This window comes from Stenotrophomonas nematodicola, from assembly GCF_009467805.1.
Lineage (GTDB): Bacteria > Pseudomonadota > Gammaproteobacteria > Xanthomonadales > Xanthomonadaceae > Stenotrophomonas > Stenotrophomonas nematodicola.
Map to the genome: position 1 here is coordinate 1,091,933 of NZ_WIAY01000001.1, position 13,625 is coordinate 1,105,557.

Below are 13,625 nucleotides of genomic sequence, written 5' to 3' on the forward strand. Positions count from 1 at the left end.
CGCCCGCGCGCGGCTTACAGACCGCGCTGGCGCACGGCCTCGAACAGGCTGACCCCGGTGGCGACGGAGACATTCAGGCTCTCGATGTCGCCCGGCATCGGGATCTTGACCAGGCCGTCGCAGTTCTCGCGGGTCAGGCGACGCAGACCATCGGCCTCACCGCCCAGCACCAGCGCCACGTTGCCCTTGAGGTCGATCGCATACAGCGATTCGGTGGCTTCGCCGGCCAGGCCGTAGATCCACACGCCCAGCTTCTGCAGGTCCTTCAGGCAGCGCGACAGGTTGGTCACGGCCACCACCGGGATGCGGTCGGCGGCACCGGCCGAGGTCTTGCGCACGGTGGCGTTCACCGTGGCCGACTTGTCCTTGGGGATGATCACCGCAGTGGCACCGGCCGCCGCTGCGCTGCGCAGGCAGGCACCGAGGTTGTGCGGGTCCTGCACCTCGTCGAGGATCAGCAGCAGGGCCTTGCCCTCGGCCGCTTCGACCAGCCCTTCCAGCTCGTTCTCGCCCCAGGTGCGTGCAGCCTGGTAACGCGCGGCCACGCCCTGGTGACGCACCGCCCCCCCCACGCCGTCCAGCGCCTGGGTGTTCACCTTGCGCACGTCGATGCCCTTGCGCCGCGCGTTCTCTTCGATCTCGGTCAGACGCGGGTTCTTCGCGCCGGCCTCGATCAGGACCTCGCGGACGTTCTCGGCATCGTTCTCAATCGAGGACGCGACGGCGTTGACGCCGACAATCCACTGGCTTTGCTTGCTCATTGCGGGGGGCGGGACCGGAAAGGGGGTGGTAATGGTAGAGCATCGGCGGCGGCCCCGCCTCACGCGGCGGGCGGAGGCCAGTCACCGGTGTCGTGGTCGGGATGCTGGTGGGAGACCAGGTGCAGCAGGTAGACCGCCTCCGGGTCGTCTTCGTCGCGGATGGCGCTGAGCCGGTCCAGGGCATCCACGAACGGCAGTTTGGCGTCGATACCGTACTGGACCGTGGGCGGCAGGCGCGCGGGCGTATCGAAGGCGCCTGCGGCGATCGCCATCCCGTTGGGGGCCTCGTAGGTCAGCGGGGTGCCGCAGTCCGCGCAGAATCCTCGCTTGACCAGATTGGAGGAGGCGAAGCGGCGCGGTTCCCCGCGCGTCCAGGCGAATGCCACCCCGCGCACCGAGACCAGGGGCGCATAGTAGGCCCCGAACGCCTTCTGGCACATCCGGCAATGGCAGATCGAGCTGTCGGTCAGCTCACCGCGGACGTGAAAACGCACCGCACCGCATTGGCAGCCGCCGCTGTATTCGGGAAGGGTAGTCATGGGGCCCGTCCGTTCCGGGGTGACGGAGGGCCGGCCAGCGGCCGGCACTCCGGTTCAGTACGCCTGCTTCCGGCGCTTGGCCGGCTGGCCACGTGGCGGCAGCGCCGGGACCTCGTCGTCCTTTTCCTCGACCAGACGGAAGTCGATCTTGCGCTCTTCCATGCTGGCCTTCAGTACCAGGATGCGGACCCGGTCACCCAGGCGGTAGGCCTTGCCCCGGCGCTCGCCGCTGAGGGTTTTGCGCACCGCATCGAACTGGTAGTAGTCATGCGGGAGCTGGGTGACGTGGACCAGGCCGTTGACCTTGGACTCGTCCAGTTCCACGAACAGCCCGAAGCTGGTCACGCCACTGATGACGCCGTCGAACTGGCCGCCCACGTGCTTCTCCATCCAGGCCGCCCGGTAACGCTCGTCGACCTCGCGCTCGGCCTCGTCGGCGCGGCGTTCGCGTTCGGAGCACTGCAGCGCCAGCGCCGCCATCTCGCGCGCGGAATACGTGTACTTGTCGAGCGAACCGCCGCTGAGCGCGTACTTGATCGCACGGTGCACCAGCAGGTCGGGGTAGCGACGGATCGGCGAGGTGAAGTGCGCGTACGCGTCCAGCGCCAGGCCGAAGTGGCCCTGGTTGTCCGGCGAATACACCGCCAGGCTCTGGCTGCGCAGCAGCACCGATTCCAGCAGTGCCGCGTCGGGGCGCTCGCGCACCTTCTTGAGCAGCTTGGTGTAATCGCCCGGCTGCACCTTCGACCACGGCGGCAGGCTCAGCTTGAATTCCTTCAGGAACTCCAGCAGATCATCGTACTTGGCTTCCGGCGGCTTGGCGTGATCGCGGAACGGCGCCGGCACGTGCTTGCTGAGCAGGTAGCGCGCCGCCTGCACATTGGCCGCGATCATGCATTCTTCGATCAGCTTGTGCGCGTCGTTGCGCACCAGCATGCCGGCCTGGGTGACTTCACCGGTGTTGTCCAGCACGAAGCGCACTTCGGAGGACTCGAACTCGATCGCGCCACGGCGCGTGCGCGCCTTGGCCAGCACTTTGTACAGCTGGTGCAGACGCTCGACCTGCGGCAGCACCGCGGCGATCTGGTTGCGCACCGCCACGTCGTTCTCGCCTACCGCCTGCCAGACCTGGGTATAGGTCAGGCGCGCGTGCGAATTCATCACCGCCTCGTAGAAGCGCGAGTGGATCACCTCGCCCTCGCGGTTCACCTGCATGTCGCAGACGAAGCACATGCGGTCGACCTTGGGCATCAGCGAACAGATGCCGTTGGAGAGGGTCTCCGGCAGCATCGGCACCACGAACCCCGGGAAGTACACCGAGGTGGCGCGCTTCTGCGCTTCGTCGTCGAGCGGCGTGCCCGGCCGCACATAGTTGGACACGTCCGCGATCGCCACGACGAGACGGAAGCCCTCGGCATTCGGTTCGCAGTACACCGCGTCGTCGAAGTCCTTGGCATCTTCGCCATCGATGGTCACCAGCGGCGTGCTGCGCAGGTCGACGCGGCCGCCGATCATCGACGGTTCCACCACCAGCGGCACGGCGGAGGCTTCGTTCAGCACCTCCTGCGGGAACTCGAACGGCAGCTCGTGGCCGTGGATGGCGGTTTCCACGATCAGCGAGGCGGTCAGCTTGTCACCAAGCACCGCGATGATGCGGCCGATCGGCGGGCGCCGGGTATCGGGCGCCTGGGTCAGTTCGCAGACGACCAGCTGGCCATCACGCGCATCGCCGGTCTGGTCCGGCGGAATCTGCACATTGCGCTGCACCCGCTTGTCATCGGGCACCACATAGCTGATGCCGAACTCGATGCTGAAACGGCCGATCAGGCGGGTCATGCCGCGCTCGAGCACGCGGGCGATGCTGCCTTCGCGACGGCCGCGGCGGTCGATGCCGGTGACGTTGGCGAGCACACGGTCCCCGTGCATCACCTTGCGCATTTCATACGGCGGCAGGAACAGGTCGTCGCCACCCTCCACCGGACGCAGGAAGCCGAAGCCTTCCGGGTTGGCGATGACCACACCGGTGATCAGGTTGGTGGCCTGCACCGGCGCGAAGCCGCCGCGGCGGTTCTGCACCAGCTGGCCATCGCGCACCATCGCGCCCAGGCGCTTGCCCAGCGCGTCGGCCCGATCCGGTTCGGTCAGTCCCAGATGGACGCCAATCTCATCGGCGGTCTGCGGGCCATCGCAGCGGTCGAGCAGCTGCAGGATCGCCTCGCGGCTGGCGATGGGCTGGGCGTAACGCTCGGCCTCACGCGCGGCAAACGGGTCCTGCACGGTCATATCGCCCGCGCCCGGCAACGGGCGGCGGCGGGTGGCGTCCTTGGCGGCGGCGCGGGTACCGGGGCGCGGCGCGGCGGGCGCAGTCAGAGATTCGGGCATCCAGGGTGGCAGCTTGCCGGGCTTCTTCTTCGCGGCAGCGCGGGGCTTGCCCGACGGACCGGACGCCTGCTTGGGCGCCGGGGACTTGGGGGCTTTCGCGCCCCGGGTCGGTTTCTTTGGTTTCATTGGCCTCCATCTTAACCGCTGGCGGTGTGCAGAACCGGTCATGGCATGCGCACATGCAGCTTTGTGAAGAATTGTCGAAAAACCGTTGACAAGCGCCGATGGCATCTTCACAATTCGCCCCCTGAGTCGCCCAGGTGGCGGAATTGGTAGACGCACTAGCTTCAGGTGCTAGCGGGGGCAACTTCGTGGAGGTTCGAGTCCTCTCCTGGGCACCATGACTCAGACAATGATCAAACCCGCGCAAGCGGGTTTTTTCATGTCCGGGGTACGTCCGGCGCAGCCCGGGTGGATCAGGTGTCCGGGTCGTAGTAGCGGCGCGACAGCCCTGCCCGCCCCGGAAAGTGCTTGAACCAGGGCCGCGCGGCGTCGATCACCGCCGCCACAGGTGCATGCGCCATCAACCGCTCCACATAGGCGGACAGCGCGGTATGTGACGCAGGCAACGGCACGTAGGCCACTGCATAGAACAGCGCCGGCGCTGCGGCGCAATCGGCCAGGCTGAAGCTGTCGCCCGCCAACCACTGACGCCCACCCAACTGCCGGTCCAACACCGCATAGGTGTTCAGCAGCATCGCGCGGGCAGCGGCGTCCGCGGCTCCGCCTCCATCGCCCGACGGCTGCAGCAGGGCGGCAGTCAGTGCCTGCATCGGCGCCATCACGTACAGATCGCAGACCCGGTCCCAGAAGCGCACCTCCAGCGCCTGTGCCGGGTCCTGCGGAATCAGCAGCGCCCCTTGGGCGGCATGATGGCACTGCAGGTACTCGATGATGATGCTGGTCTCGCCGATGCACGTGCCCTGCTCCACCAGCAGCGGCATCTTGCCGAGTGGCCACAGCGTCCGGAACGCCTCGCGCTCGACCGGGTCGCCCAGGTTCAACAGCCGCGCATCCAGCGATGCGCCCAATACGCGCGCGGCGATCAGCACTTTCTGGCAGCACGATGACAGGGGATGAAAATGCAGGATCGGGTTCGGCATGGGAACGCCTTGCTGCAGGGTGGGGCCAGTATTTTCAGTGTCGGCTGCCCCGGTCAAGCCGCGCCCCACCCGCCAGCGCGACCGGGACCGCACGGCGCGTCACAAAGCGTTGACAGTCTTCAACGGCTTCCGCATAATTCGCGTCCTGAGTCGCCCAGGTGGCGGAATTGGTAGACGCACTAGCTTCAGGTGCTAGCGGGGGCAACTCCGTGGAGGTTCGAGTCCTCTCCTGGGCACCATGACTCAGAACATGATCAAACCCGCGCAAGCGGGTTTTTTCGTTTTCGGCGTTCGATGACACCCGCTTCGCAGGACGCCTGCATCACGCGACATGCAACGCGATGTCGCGGCGACATGCGAGCAACGCCACGTCGTGCGAAATGCTGTTGACACATTCCCGGTTCTCCCGCAGAATTCTCCTCCTGAGTCGCCCAGGTGGCGGAATTGGTAGACGCACTAGCTTCAGGTGCTAGCGGGGGCAACTTCGTGGAGGTTCGAGTCCTCTCCTGGGCACCATGACTCAGACAATGATCAAACCCGCGCAAGCGGGTTTTTTCATGCCTGCCGGTTTCTGCCGCCGCGCGTGGCTCGGCATAGAAAAAACCCCGCTCTTCAGCGGGGTTTTTTGTTTCATCAGGTCACGCCGTCAATGTCCGCCGGCAGAGGCCGCGCCGGCCCCTGCGCCGAACGGCGGCTTGGCCAGCCACAGGAACGCGATGATGGCCAGGAAGATCCAGCCCAGCAGGAAGAAGATGTCGTTGAAGCCCATCTGCGATGCCTGGTGGTTGATCATGGTGTTGAGCACGGCGGCGCCATGCTGCAGGTCGCCCTGCCCCATCGCGGTCACCTGGTCCTGCATGCCCGGCGTGTAGCCGGACACATGCTCGGTGAGGTGCGCATGGTGCTCCTGGGTGCGCCGCGCCCACAGCCACGTCGTCAACGACGCCGCGAAACTGCCGCCCAGCGTGCGCAGGAACGTGGCCAGGCCGGAACCGGCCGCGATCTCGCGCCCGTCCAGATCCGACAGCAGGATCTGCAGCACCGGCATGAAGAACAGCGCCACACCGATACCCATGATCAGCTGGATGCCGGCCACATGGCCGAAGTCCACCTGCAGGTTGAAACCCGAACGCAGGAAGCTGGTGAAAGACAGGAACACGAAGGCGATGGTGGCCAGCATGCGCATGTCGAACCGCGACGCGTACTTGCCCACGAACGGGGTCATGATCACCGGCAGCACGCCGATTGGCGCGGTCGCCAGGCCCGCCCAGATCGCCGTATAGCCCATGTCGCGCTGCAGCCACTGCGGGATCAGCAGTGCCACGCTGAAGAACGCGGCATAGGCCACCACCATCGCCAGCGTGCCGGCGCGGAAGTTGCGGTGCCGGAACAGGCGCAGATCCACGATGGGATCCTTGTCGGTCAGTTCCCAGATCAGGAACACCGCCAGGGCCACCACCGACACGCAGGCCAGCACCACGATCTTGCCCGAGCTGAACCAGTCCTCGTCGTTGCCGAGGTCCAGCACCAGCTGCAGCGCACCCACGCCGATGACCAGCGTGATCAGGCCGACGTAGTCCATCTTCGGCTTCTCGGTGTGCTCCGGCCGGCCCTTGAGCTGGTTGCCCACCACCAGCGCGGCGAAGATGCCCAGCGGCACGTTGATCAGGAAGATCCACTCCCAGCTGTAGTTGTCGGTGATCCAGCCGCCCAGGATCGGGCCGGCGATCGGCGCCACCACGGTGATCATCGCCAGCAGCGCCAGCGCCTGCCCGCGCTTCTCGCGCGGGTACAGCGACACCAGCAGGCTCTGGGTGATCGGGTACATCGGACCCGCCACAAAGCCCTGGATCGCACGCGACACGACCAGCATGCCCATGCTCTGCGCCAGGCCGCACAGCAGCGAGGCCAGCGTGAAGGCCAGCGTGGCCCAGACGAACAGTTTGGTCTCGCCGAAGCGACGGCTCAGAAAGCCGGTCAGCGGCAGCGCGATCGCGGTACTGACCGCGAACGAGGTGATCACCCACGTCGCCTGCTGCGAACTGGCGCCGAGGTTGCCGGCGATGGTCGGCAGCGACACGTTGGCGATGGTGGTGTCGAGCACCTGCATGAACGAGGCCATCGCCAGGCCGGCGGTACACAGGGCGACGTTGGCCGGCTTGAAGCCGGCGGTCGTCCCTGGCGCACCCGGCATACCGGGCGCGGCGGGAGCTTGTGCGGACATGATGGCCTCAGCTTGCCTTGGCCTGCTGCGGCAGGTTGCTCTGGATGATCTGGTGGATCACGTCGTCGGCGCTGTGCAGCTGCTTTGCGTAGACGTCGGTGTCGAACACCTGGCCCTTGGCGGTTTCGGTCGGCAACACGGTGCCCTTCTGGTCGCGCAGGCTCACTTCAGCCTTGATCGACAGGCCGATGCGCAGCGGGTGCTCGGCCAGCTGCTTGGCGTCGATGGCGATGCGCACCGGCACGCGCTGCACGATCTTGATCCAGTTGCCGCTGGCGTTCTGCGCCGGCAGCAGCGAGAACGCCGAGCCGGTGCCCAGGCCCAGGCTGTCGATGCGGCCCTTGTAGGTCACATCACCGCCGTACAGATCCGAGCGCAGCTCCACTTCCTGGCCCAGGCGCATGTGGCGCAGCTGGGTCTCCTTGAAGTTGGCCTCCACCCACATCTGTTCGGTCGGCACCACGGCCATCAGCGCAGTGCCCGGCTGCACGCGCTGGCCGACCTGTACCGAACGACGGGCGACATAGCCGGCCACCGGCGCGACGATGCCGGCGCGGGCATTGTTGAGGTAGGCCTGGCGCAGCTGCGCGGCGGCCGCCTGCACGTCCGGCTGCGTGGCGATCACGGTGTCGTCAACGAGTGCGCTGCTGCGTTCGAAGGTCTCGCGCGAACCGGCGACGGCGGCTTCGGCAGCGGCCAGTTCGGTGCGGGCATGCGCCAGCTCTTCGTTGGAGATCGCACCGGTGGCGGCCAGGTTCCTGCGACGATTGAAGTCCTCGCGCACACGATTGAGCGTGACCTGGCGGGCATTCAACTCGGCCTGCGCGCCCTCGACGCTGCGGTACAGGCCGCGCACCTGGCGGACCGTCCGGGCGAGGTTGGCTTCGGCCTGCTGCAGCGCCACTTCGGTGTCGGCCGGATCCAGCTGTACCAGCAGCTGGCCACGCGCCACGCGCATGCCGTCATCGGCGTTGATCGCCACGACGGTGCCGCTGATCAGCGGGGTGATCTGCACCTGGTTGCCCTGCACGTAGGCATCGTCGGTTTCCTCGAACCAGCGGCCGAACATGAAGTACCACAGGGCCAGCGCGGCCAGCAGCAGCACCACGATGACCAGCAGGCCGCGCAGCAGCTTGCCGCGACGGGAGGGAGCTGCGTTCTCGGCAGCGGGGGCGGAGGTCTGACTCATGGGATGACTCTCAGGAATGCGAGGATTCGGGGGTGGCGGCAACCGTGGCGGTGTCGCTGGACGGGATGAAACCGCCGCCCAGCGCCTGGCTCAGTCGCACCGAAACAAGGATCTGACGCGACTGCAGCTCGGCCAGGCGCTGCTGGGACACCAGCAGTTGCTCTTCCACGCTGAGTACGTCCAGGTAACTGCCGATGCCAGCGCGGTAGCGCTGTCCGGCCAGGTCGTGGGCGGCCCGCGCGGTGCTCACCGCCTGGGCCTGCGCGGCGGCCTGGTCGGCCAGCGAACGCACCGCATTGACCTGGTCGGCGACATCGCGCAGCGCGTTGACCACCGACTGGTTGTAATCGGCCACGGCCAGGTCGTACTGCGCGTCGGTCTTGTCCAGGTTGGCGCGCAGGCGGCCACCGTCGAAGATCGGCAGGCTCAGCGCCGGGCCCAGGAAGGCGAAGGTCGAACCGCTCTTGAGCAGTAGGTCGACCTCGCTGGACACCACCCCGCCGAGCGCGGTGAGGTTCAGGCTGGGATAGAACTGCGCCTTGGCCGCGTGGATCCCGCGCTGGGCTGCTTCCACGCGCCAACGCGCGGCGACGATGTCCGGGCGACGGCCGAGCAGTTCGCTGGGCAGCACGCCCGGGAGCTGCAGCGCGAGCGGGTTGAGCACCTGCGGGCGTTCGATCTGCAGGCCGCGGTCCGGGCCCTGCCCGACCAGCGCGGCCAGCGCGGTGCGCGCTTCGTCGATCTGCTGCTGCGCGGCCTGCCGCTGCTGCTGCGCGGCCGGGATGCGGGCTTCGGCCTGGCGGGTCTGCAGGTCGCTGTCGATGCCGGCGGCGCGCCGCTGACGGGTCAGGTCCAGGGTCTTCTGCGCCCGTACCAGTTCTTCGCTGGCCACATCATGCAACTGCCATGCGTAGCCCAACTGCGCATACGCTTCGGCAATCGCCGCCGAGAGGTTCAGGCGCGCGGCCTGCGCGTCCACTGCGGCGGCGTGGCCGCTGTCCACGGCCGCTTCCCAGGCCGCACGCTTGCCACCCCAGAGGTCAATGCCATAGCTGACGCTGAGGTAGGCCTGGCCACTGCCGGCATAGCTGCCGCCAAGCTCATCGCCCACCATCGATTCGGGCAGGCGCACACCGGTGTAGCCGCCGGAGGCGGACACGCTCGGCAGGCGGTCGGCACGGGCGGTGCCGATCTGGGCGCGGGCCTGGCGCAGGCGCGCATCGGCGGCGTCCAGACCCGGGTTGCGCTGCAGGCCTTCAGCGATCAGGGCGTCGAGCTGGGGGTCGCCCAGCGCACGCCACCAGTCGGTGGACGGCCAGCCCGGCTGGCTCAGCCCGGGGTTGGCCAGGGTGCGCTGGGTCTGCAGGCTGTCGGCGTCGAGCAGCATGGCCTTGGGTTCCAGGCCGCCGGTGCTGGCACACGCGGCCAGCGCCAGCGCCAGCACGGACAGCAGCACCGGCCGCAGCGGGCGCAGTGACGAGGGGCGATCAGAGGGGAGAGTCATGGCGAATTGAGGGAGTCACGTACACGGGTCATGAGGGAATGCAGCTGCGCGCGCTCGTCCTGGGACAGGTCGCGCATGGCGTCGTTCATCGTCTGGTCGCCGCGCTGCTTCAGCCGGGCCCACAACTGGCGGCCTTCGTCGGTCAACACGATCTGCAGCGCCCGACGGTCCTGGGCATGCGGCTCGCGCCGCACGCAGCCCATCGCTTCGAGCTTGTCCAGCAGCCGGGTAACGGCGCTGGGTACCTGGTCCAGGGCCTGAGCCAGTTCGTTGGCGGTGCACGGCGCGCGCGCCGAGAGCACCTTCAGACCCAGGTAGTGGGTGAACCCGATGCCGAGGTTTTCTTCGGCCATCGACGTGTCCAGCTGACGGACCAGGCCGTCGCGCACCTGGCGCAACAGCAGTCCGAAGCTGGGAGGCGTGGTTTCGGGACAGATCATGGTGAGCATTCTCTTCCAAAAATTATATTTCTCAATGGAAATATTCGATCTGGAACCAAATGCTGTGTTGCAGCACACAGAACAATGGAGGAACGCCACCTTAATAGCGCCCGACACTGGCCCGGTATTACAATATAGCCAATGAATGACACATTCCGGCCAGCACCCGACCCCGTCGCCACCCAGATGATCCGCAACAACGTGCTCGACTGGTTCGAGCGCGACGATGGGCTGGGCGTGCTCGGCTTCCGGGTCGAGAGCGCCAACGGGCTGGAGCGCGAGATCGACTGGCACCAGCATCGGCGCGGCCAGTTGATCAGCGTGGAGGCCGGCCTGCTCAACATCCGTACCCGGCACGGGAACTGGTCGCTGCCGCCCGGCTGCGCCGGCTGGATGCCCCCGGCCGAACCCCACACGGTGGACATCTGCGGCCCGCTGCGGGGCTGGGGCGTGATCATCAGTGCCGGGCTGACCCGCGAACTGCCCGATGAACCCTGCGTGGTCGCCATCTCCGACCTGCTGCAGGCGCTGGCGCTGCGTGTCACCGAATGGCCCCCTGCCGAGACGGCCAGCCCGCGCCAGCAGCACATGATCGAGGTCCTGCTGGACGAACTGCGGCATGCCCCGCGCCAGCGCATGCATCTGCCGATGCCGCAGGACCGGCGGCTGCTGCGGATCGCCTCGCAGCTGATCGCCAACCCGGCAGACGGCCGCAGCCTGGAGCAGTGGGCGCAGTGGGCGGGGCTGTCGCCGCGTACACTGACCCGGCACTTCCGCGACGAAACCACCCTCAGCTTCGCCCAGTGGCGCCAGCAGGCGCGCCTGGCCGAGGGCCTGCGCCGCCTTTCCGACGGCCAGGGGGTGTCCGACATCGCCCACGAACTGGGGTTCAGCAGCCCCAGCGCCTTCGTCACGGTGTTCCGCCGCCACTTCGGCTGCCCGCCCGGGCGCTATCTGGCGCGCAACGGACAGCCACTGAACCCATCACGCGGCTTGGCATCCCCGGCCGCATCCGGATAATCGTCCGCCTGCGAGGGCGACAGCCGTCGCCGTCCCTTGCCACAGGTACCAATCCCGCATGACCGATCTCGCCCGCCCCGCCTTCCACGGCTTTGAACAGCTGCCCCTGCGCGAATACGCCGAACGGGCGTACCTGGACTATTCGATGTACGTGGTGCTCGATCGCGCACTGCCGTTCATCGGCGACGGGCTCAAGCCGGTGCAGCGCCGCATCATCTATTCGATGAGCGAGCTGGGCCTGAACGCGGGCTCCAAGCCGAAAAAATCCGCACGTACTGTCGGCGACGTGATCGGCAAGTACCACCCGCACGGCGACAGCGCGTGCTACGAAGCGCTGGTGCTGATGGCCCAGCCCTTCTCCTACCGCTATCCGCTGATCGAAGGCCAGGGCAACTTCGGTTCAACCGATGATCCCAAGTCGTTCGCGGCGATGCGTTACACCGAATCCAAGCTGACCCCCATCGCCGAAGTGCTGCTGGGTGAGATCAGTCAGGGCACCACGGACTGGACCCCGAACTTCGACGGCACCCTGGAAGAGCCGACCTGGATGCCGGCGCGCCTGCCGCACCTGCTGCTCAACGGCACCACCGGCATCGCCGTGGGCATGGCCACCGACGTGCCGCCGCACAACCTCAACGAGATCGTCAGCGCCCTGCTGCACCTGCTGGACGATCCCGATGCGACCGTGGCCGATCTGTGCGAGCACGTGAAGGGGCCGGACTACCCGAGCTTCGCCGAGATCATCACGCCGCTGGCCGACCTGCGGAACATGTACGAGACCGGCAACGGCAGCGTGCGGGCGCGCTCGACGTTCGTGAAGGAACACAACAACATCGTGGTCAACGCGCTGCCCTTCCAGGTCTCGCCGTCGAAGGTGATCGAGCAGATCGCCGCGCAGATGCGCGCCAAGAAGCTGCCGTGGCTGGAAGACATCCGTGACGAATCCGACCACGCCAACCCGGTGCGGGTGGTGCTGGTGCCGCGCTCGAACCGCGTGGATGCCGAACAGTTGATGGGCCACCTGTTCGCCACCACCGACCTGGAGCGCAGCTACCGGGTCAACCTCAATGTGATCGGGCTGGACGGCCGTCCGCAGGTGAAAAACCTGAAGATGCTGCTCAGCGAGTGGCTGCAGTTCCGCGGCACCACCGTGACCCGCCGCCTCAACCACCGCCTGCAGAAGGTCGAGCGCCGCCTGCATGTGCTGGACGGCCTGCTGGTTGCCTTCCTCAACCTGGATGAGGTGATCCACATCATCCGCACCGAGGACGAGCCCAAGCCGGCGCTGATCGCACGCTTCGGACTGAGCGAGGAGCAGACCGAGTACATCCTGGAAACCAAGCTGAAGCAGCTGGCACGCCTGGAGGAAATGAAGATCCGTGGCGAGCAGGATGCGCTGGTCAAGGAACGCGACAAGATCCAGTCGATCCTGGAGAGCAAGGCCAAGCTGAAGAAGCTGATCCGTGACGAGCTGGTGGCCGATGCGAAGAAGTTCGGCGACGACCGCCGTTCGCCGCTGGTCCAGCGGGGTGCGGCGCAGGCCATCGACGAAACCGAGCTGGTGCCCAGCGAGCCGATGACCGTAGTGCTGTCGGAGAAGGGCTGGATCCGCGCGGCCAAGGGCCACGACATGGACCCGTCCACACTGTCCTACCGCGACGGCGATGCGCTGCTGGGGGCGGTCCGCGCACGCAGCACCCAGCAGGTCGCGTTCCTGGACAGCGAAGGTCGCGCGTACTCGACCCTGATCCACACCCTGCCCTCCGCGCGCGGCAATGGCGAGCCGTTGACCGGCCGCTTCTCGCCCGCGCCGGGCAGCGCGTTCATGACCCTGGCCAGCGGCGAGAACAACACCCGCTTCGTGCTGGCCTCCACGCATGGCTATGGCTTCGTGACGCGCTTCGAGAACCTCACCGGCCGCAACAAGGCCGGCAAGGCGATGCTCAATCTCACCTCCGGCTCGAAGGTGCTGACCCCGGCCGTGGTCGCCAATCCGGACACCGACCGGATCGTGGCGGTGACCAGCTCGGGCAACCTGCTGGCGATTGCGGCCAGCGACCTGCCGGAACTGGACAAGGGCAAGGGCAACAAGATCATCGACATCCCCAAGGCCAAGCTCGCCACCGAGCGCGTGGTGGCGGTGGTGTCGGTGAGCCCCGGCAACACCCTGCTGGTGCGCAGCGGCCAGCGGACGATGAACCTGTCGTTCAAGGACCTGGACACCTACCTGGGCACGCGTGCCACGCGCGGCCATCTGCTGCCGCGTGGCTGGCAGAAGGTCGAAGGACTGGCGGTGGAGTAACGCCGAGAGGATCGAACGCGGTCCCGATCACGTAGACACAGAAAGGCCGGGTTTCCCCGGCCTTTCTGTTTGCTTCTGCGTCGGCTGGCTGGCGGCTGCGGGCGGGCGGACGCGGGTGTCTGCGGCGTGCTGGCGAACGCTGGCTGGCGCGCGATTGAACA

General features: G+C 67.2%; 10 protein-coding genes and 3 tRNA genes. 5 read left to right on the plus strand and 8 right to left on the minus strand.

Features of this window, described 5'->3' with window-relative positions:
* Nucleotides 1–14 precede the first annotated feature (14 nt).
* The 3 genes from rlmB to rnr are packed head-to-tail and all read right to left on the minus strand — an operon-like array spanning nt 15 to nt 3,808.
* Nucleotides 15–761 (minus strand): 23S rRNA (guanosine(2251)-2'-O)-methyltransferase RlmB, encoded by a 747-nt coding sequence (gene rlmB / locus GDJ08_RS05160; RefSeq protein WP_153164410.1) that lies wholly within the window; start codon nt 759–761, stop codon nt 15–17.
* A 59-nt stretch (nt 762–820) separates the two neighbouring features.
* Entirely contained in the window at nt 821–1,300 is a 480-nt protein-coding gene (locus GDJ08_RS05165) for a GFA family protein (protein WP_153164411.1), read from the minus strand.
* A 54-nt stretch (nt 1,301–1,354) separates the two neighbouring features.
* Nucleotides 1,355–3,808, minus strand: a complete 2,454-nt coding sequence (gene rnr, locus GDJ08_RS05170; RefSeq protein WP_136004224.1) for a ribonuclease R — start codon at nt 3,806–3,808, stop codon at nt 1,355–1,357.
* A 128-nt stretch (nt 3,809–3,936) separates the two neighbouring features.
* Between rnr and GDJ08_RS05175 the strand changes: the two genes are divergently transcribed.
* Nucleotides 3,937–4,023: transfer RNA gene (locus tag GDJ08_RS05175), tRNA-Leu, on the plus strand.
* A gap of 75 nt (nt 4,024–4,098) precedes the next feature.
* Here GDJ08_RS05175 and GDJ08_RS05180 read toward each other — a convergent pair.
* The gene (locus GDJ08_RS05180; RefSeq protein ID WP_153164412.1) at nt 4,099–4,785 is read right to left on the minus strand and encodes a glutathione S-transferase family protein; all 687 of its coding nucleotides are present in this window, start codon (nt 4,783–4,785) and stop codon (nt 4,099–4,101) included.
* Between the two features lie 152 nt (nt 4,786–4,937).
* Between GDJ08_RS05180 and GDJ08_RS05185 the strand changes: the two genes are divergently transcribed.
* Both GDJ08_RS05185 and GDJ08_RS05190 read left to right on the plus strand, forming a co-directional pair.
* Nucleotides 4,938–5,024, plus strand: a tRNA-Leu gene (locus GDJ08_RS05185).
* Between the two features lie 190 nt (nt 5,025–5,214).
* Nucleotides 5,215–5,301 (plus strand) — tRNA-Leu (locus GDJ08_RS05190).
* Nucleotides 5,302–5,431: 130 nt separating this feature from the next.
* Here the strand turns inward: GDJ08_RS05190 and GDJ08_RS05195 are convergent.
* The 4 genes from GDJ08_RS05195 to GDJ08_RS05210 are packed head-to-tail and all read right to left on the minus strand — an operon-like array spanning nt 5,432 to nt 10,142.
* Nucleotides 5,432–7,009, minus strand: coding sequence for a DHA2 family efflux MFS transporter permease subunit (locus GDJ08_RS05195; RefSeq protein WP_017355817.1), 1,578 nt, complete (start codon nt 7,007–7,009; stop codon nt 5,432–5,434).
* 7 nt (nt 7,010–7,016) lie between these two features.
* Nucleotides 7,017–8,198: a multidrug efflux MFS transporter periplasmic adaptor subunit EmrA gene (gene emrA / locus GDJ08_RS05200; RefSeq protein ID WP_017355816.1), complete on the minus strand. Its 1,182-nt coding sequence runs from the start codon at nt 8,196–8,198 to the stop codon at nt 7,017–7,019.
* Between the two features lie 10 nt (nt 8,199–8,208).
* Entirely contained in the window at nt 8,209–9,702 is a 1,494-nt protein-coding gene (locus GDJ08_RS05205; protein WP_153164413.1) for an efflux transporter outer membrane subunit, read from the minus strand.
* Entirely contained in the window at nt 9,699–10,142 is a 444-nt protein-coding gene (locus tag GDJ08_RS05210) for a MarR family winged helix-turn-helix transcriptional regulator (protein ID WP_026070989.1), read from the minus strand. The genes GDJ08_RS05205 and GDJ08_RS05210 overlap by 4 nt, the downstream gene beginning before the upstream one ends.
* Before the next feature lie 141 nt (nt 10,143–10,283).
* Here GDJ08_RS05210 and GDJ08_RS05215 point away from each other — a divergent pair, with 141 nt between their 5' ends.
* The gene (locus tag GDJ08_RS05215; protein WP_153164414.1) at nt 10,284–11,162 is read left to right on the plus strand and encodes a helix-turn-helix domain-containing protein; all 879 of its coding nucleotides are present in this window, start codon (nt 10,284–10,286) and stop codon (nt 11,160–11,162) included.
* Between the two features lie 58 nt (nt 11,163–11,220).
* Nucleotides 11,221–13,464 carry a DNA topoisomerase IV subunit A gene (parC, locus tag GDJ08_RS05220; protein WP_017357361.1) on the plus strand — a complete coding sequence of 748 codons (2,244 nt, stop codon included), beginning with the start codon at nt 11,221–11,223 and terminating at the stop codon, nt 13,462–13,464.
* The last annotated feature ends 161 nt before the right edge of the window (nt 13,465–13,625 follow it).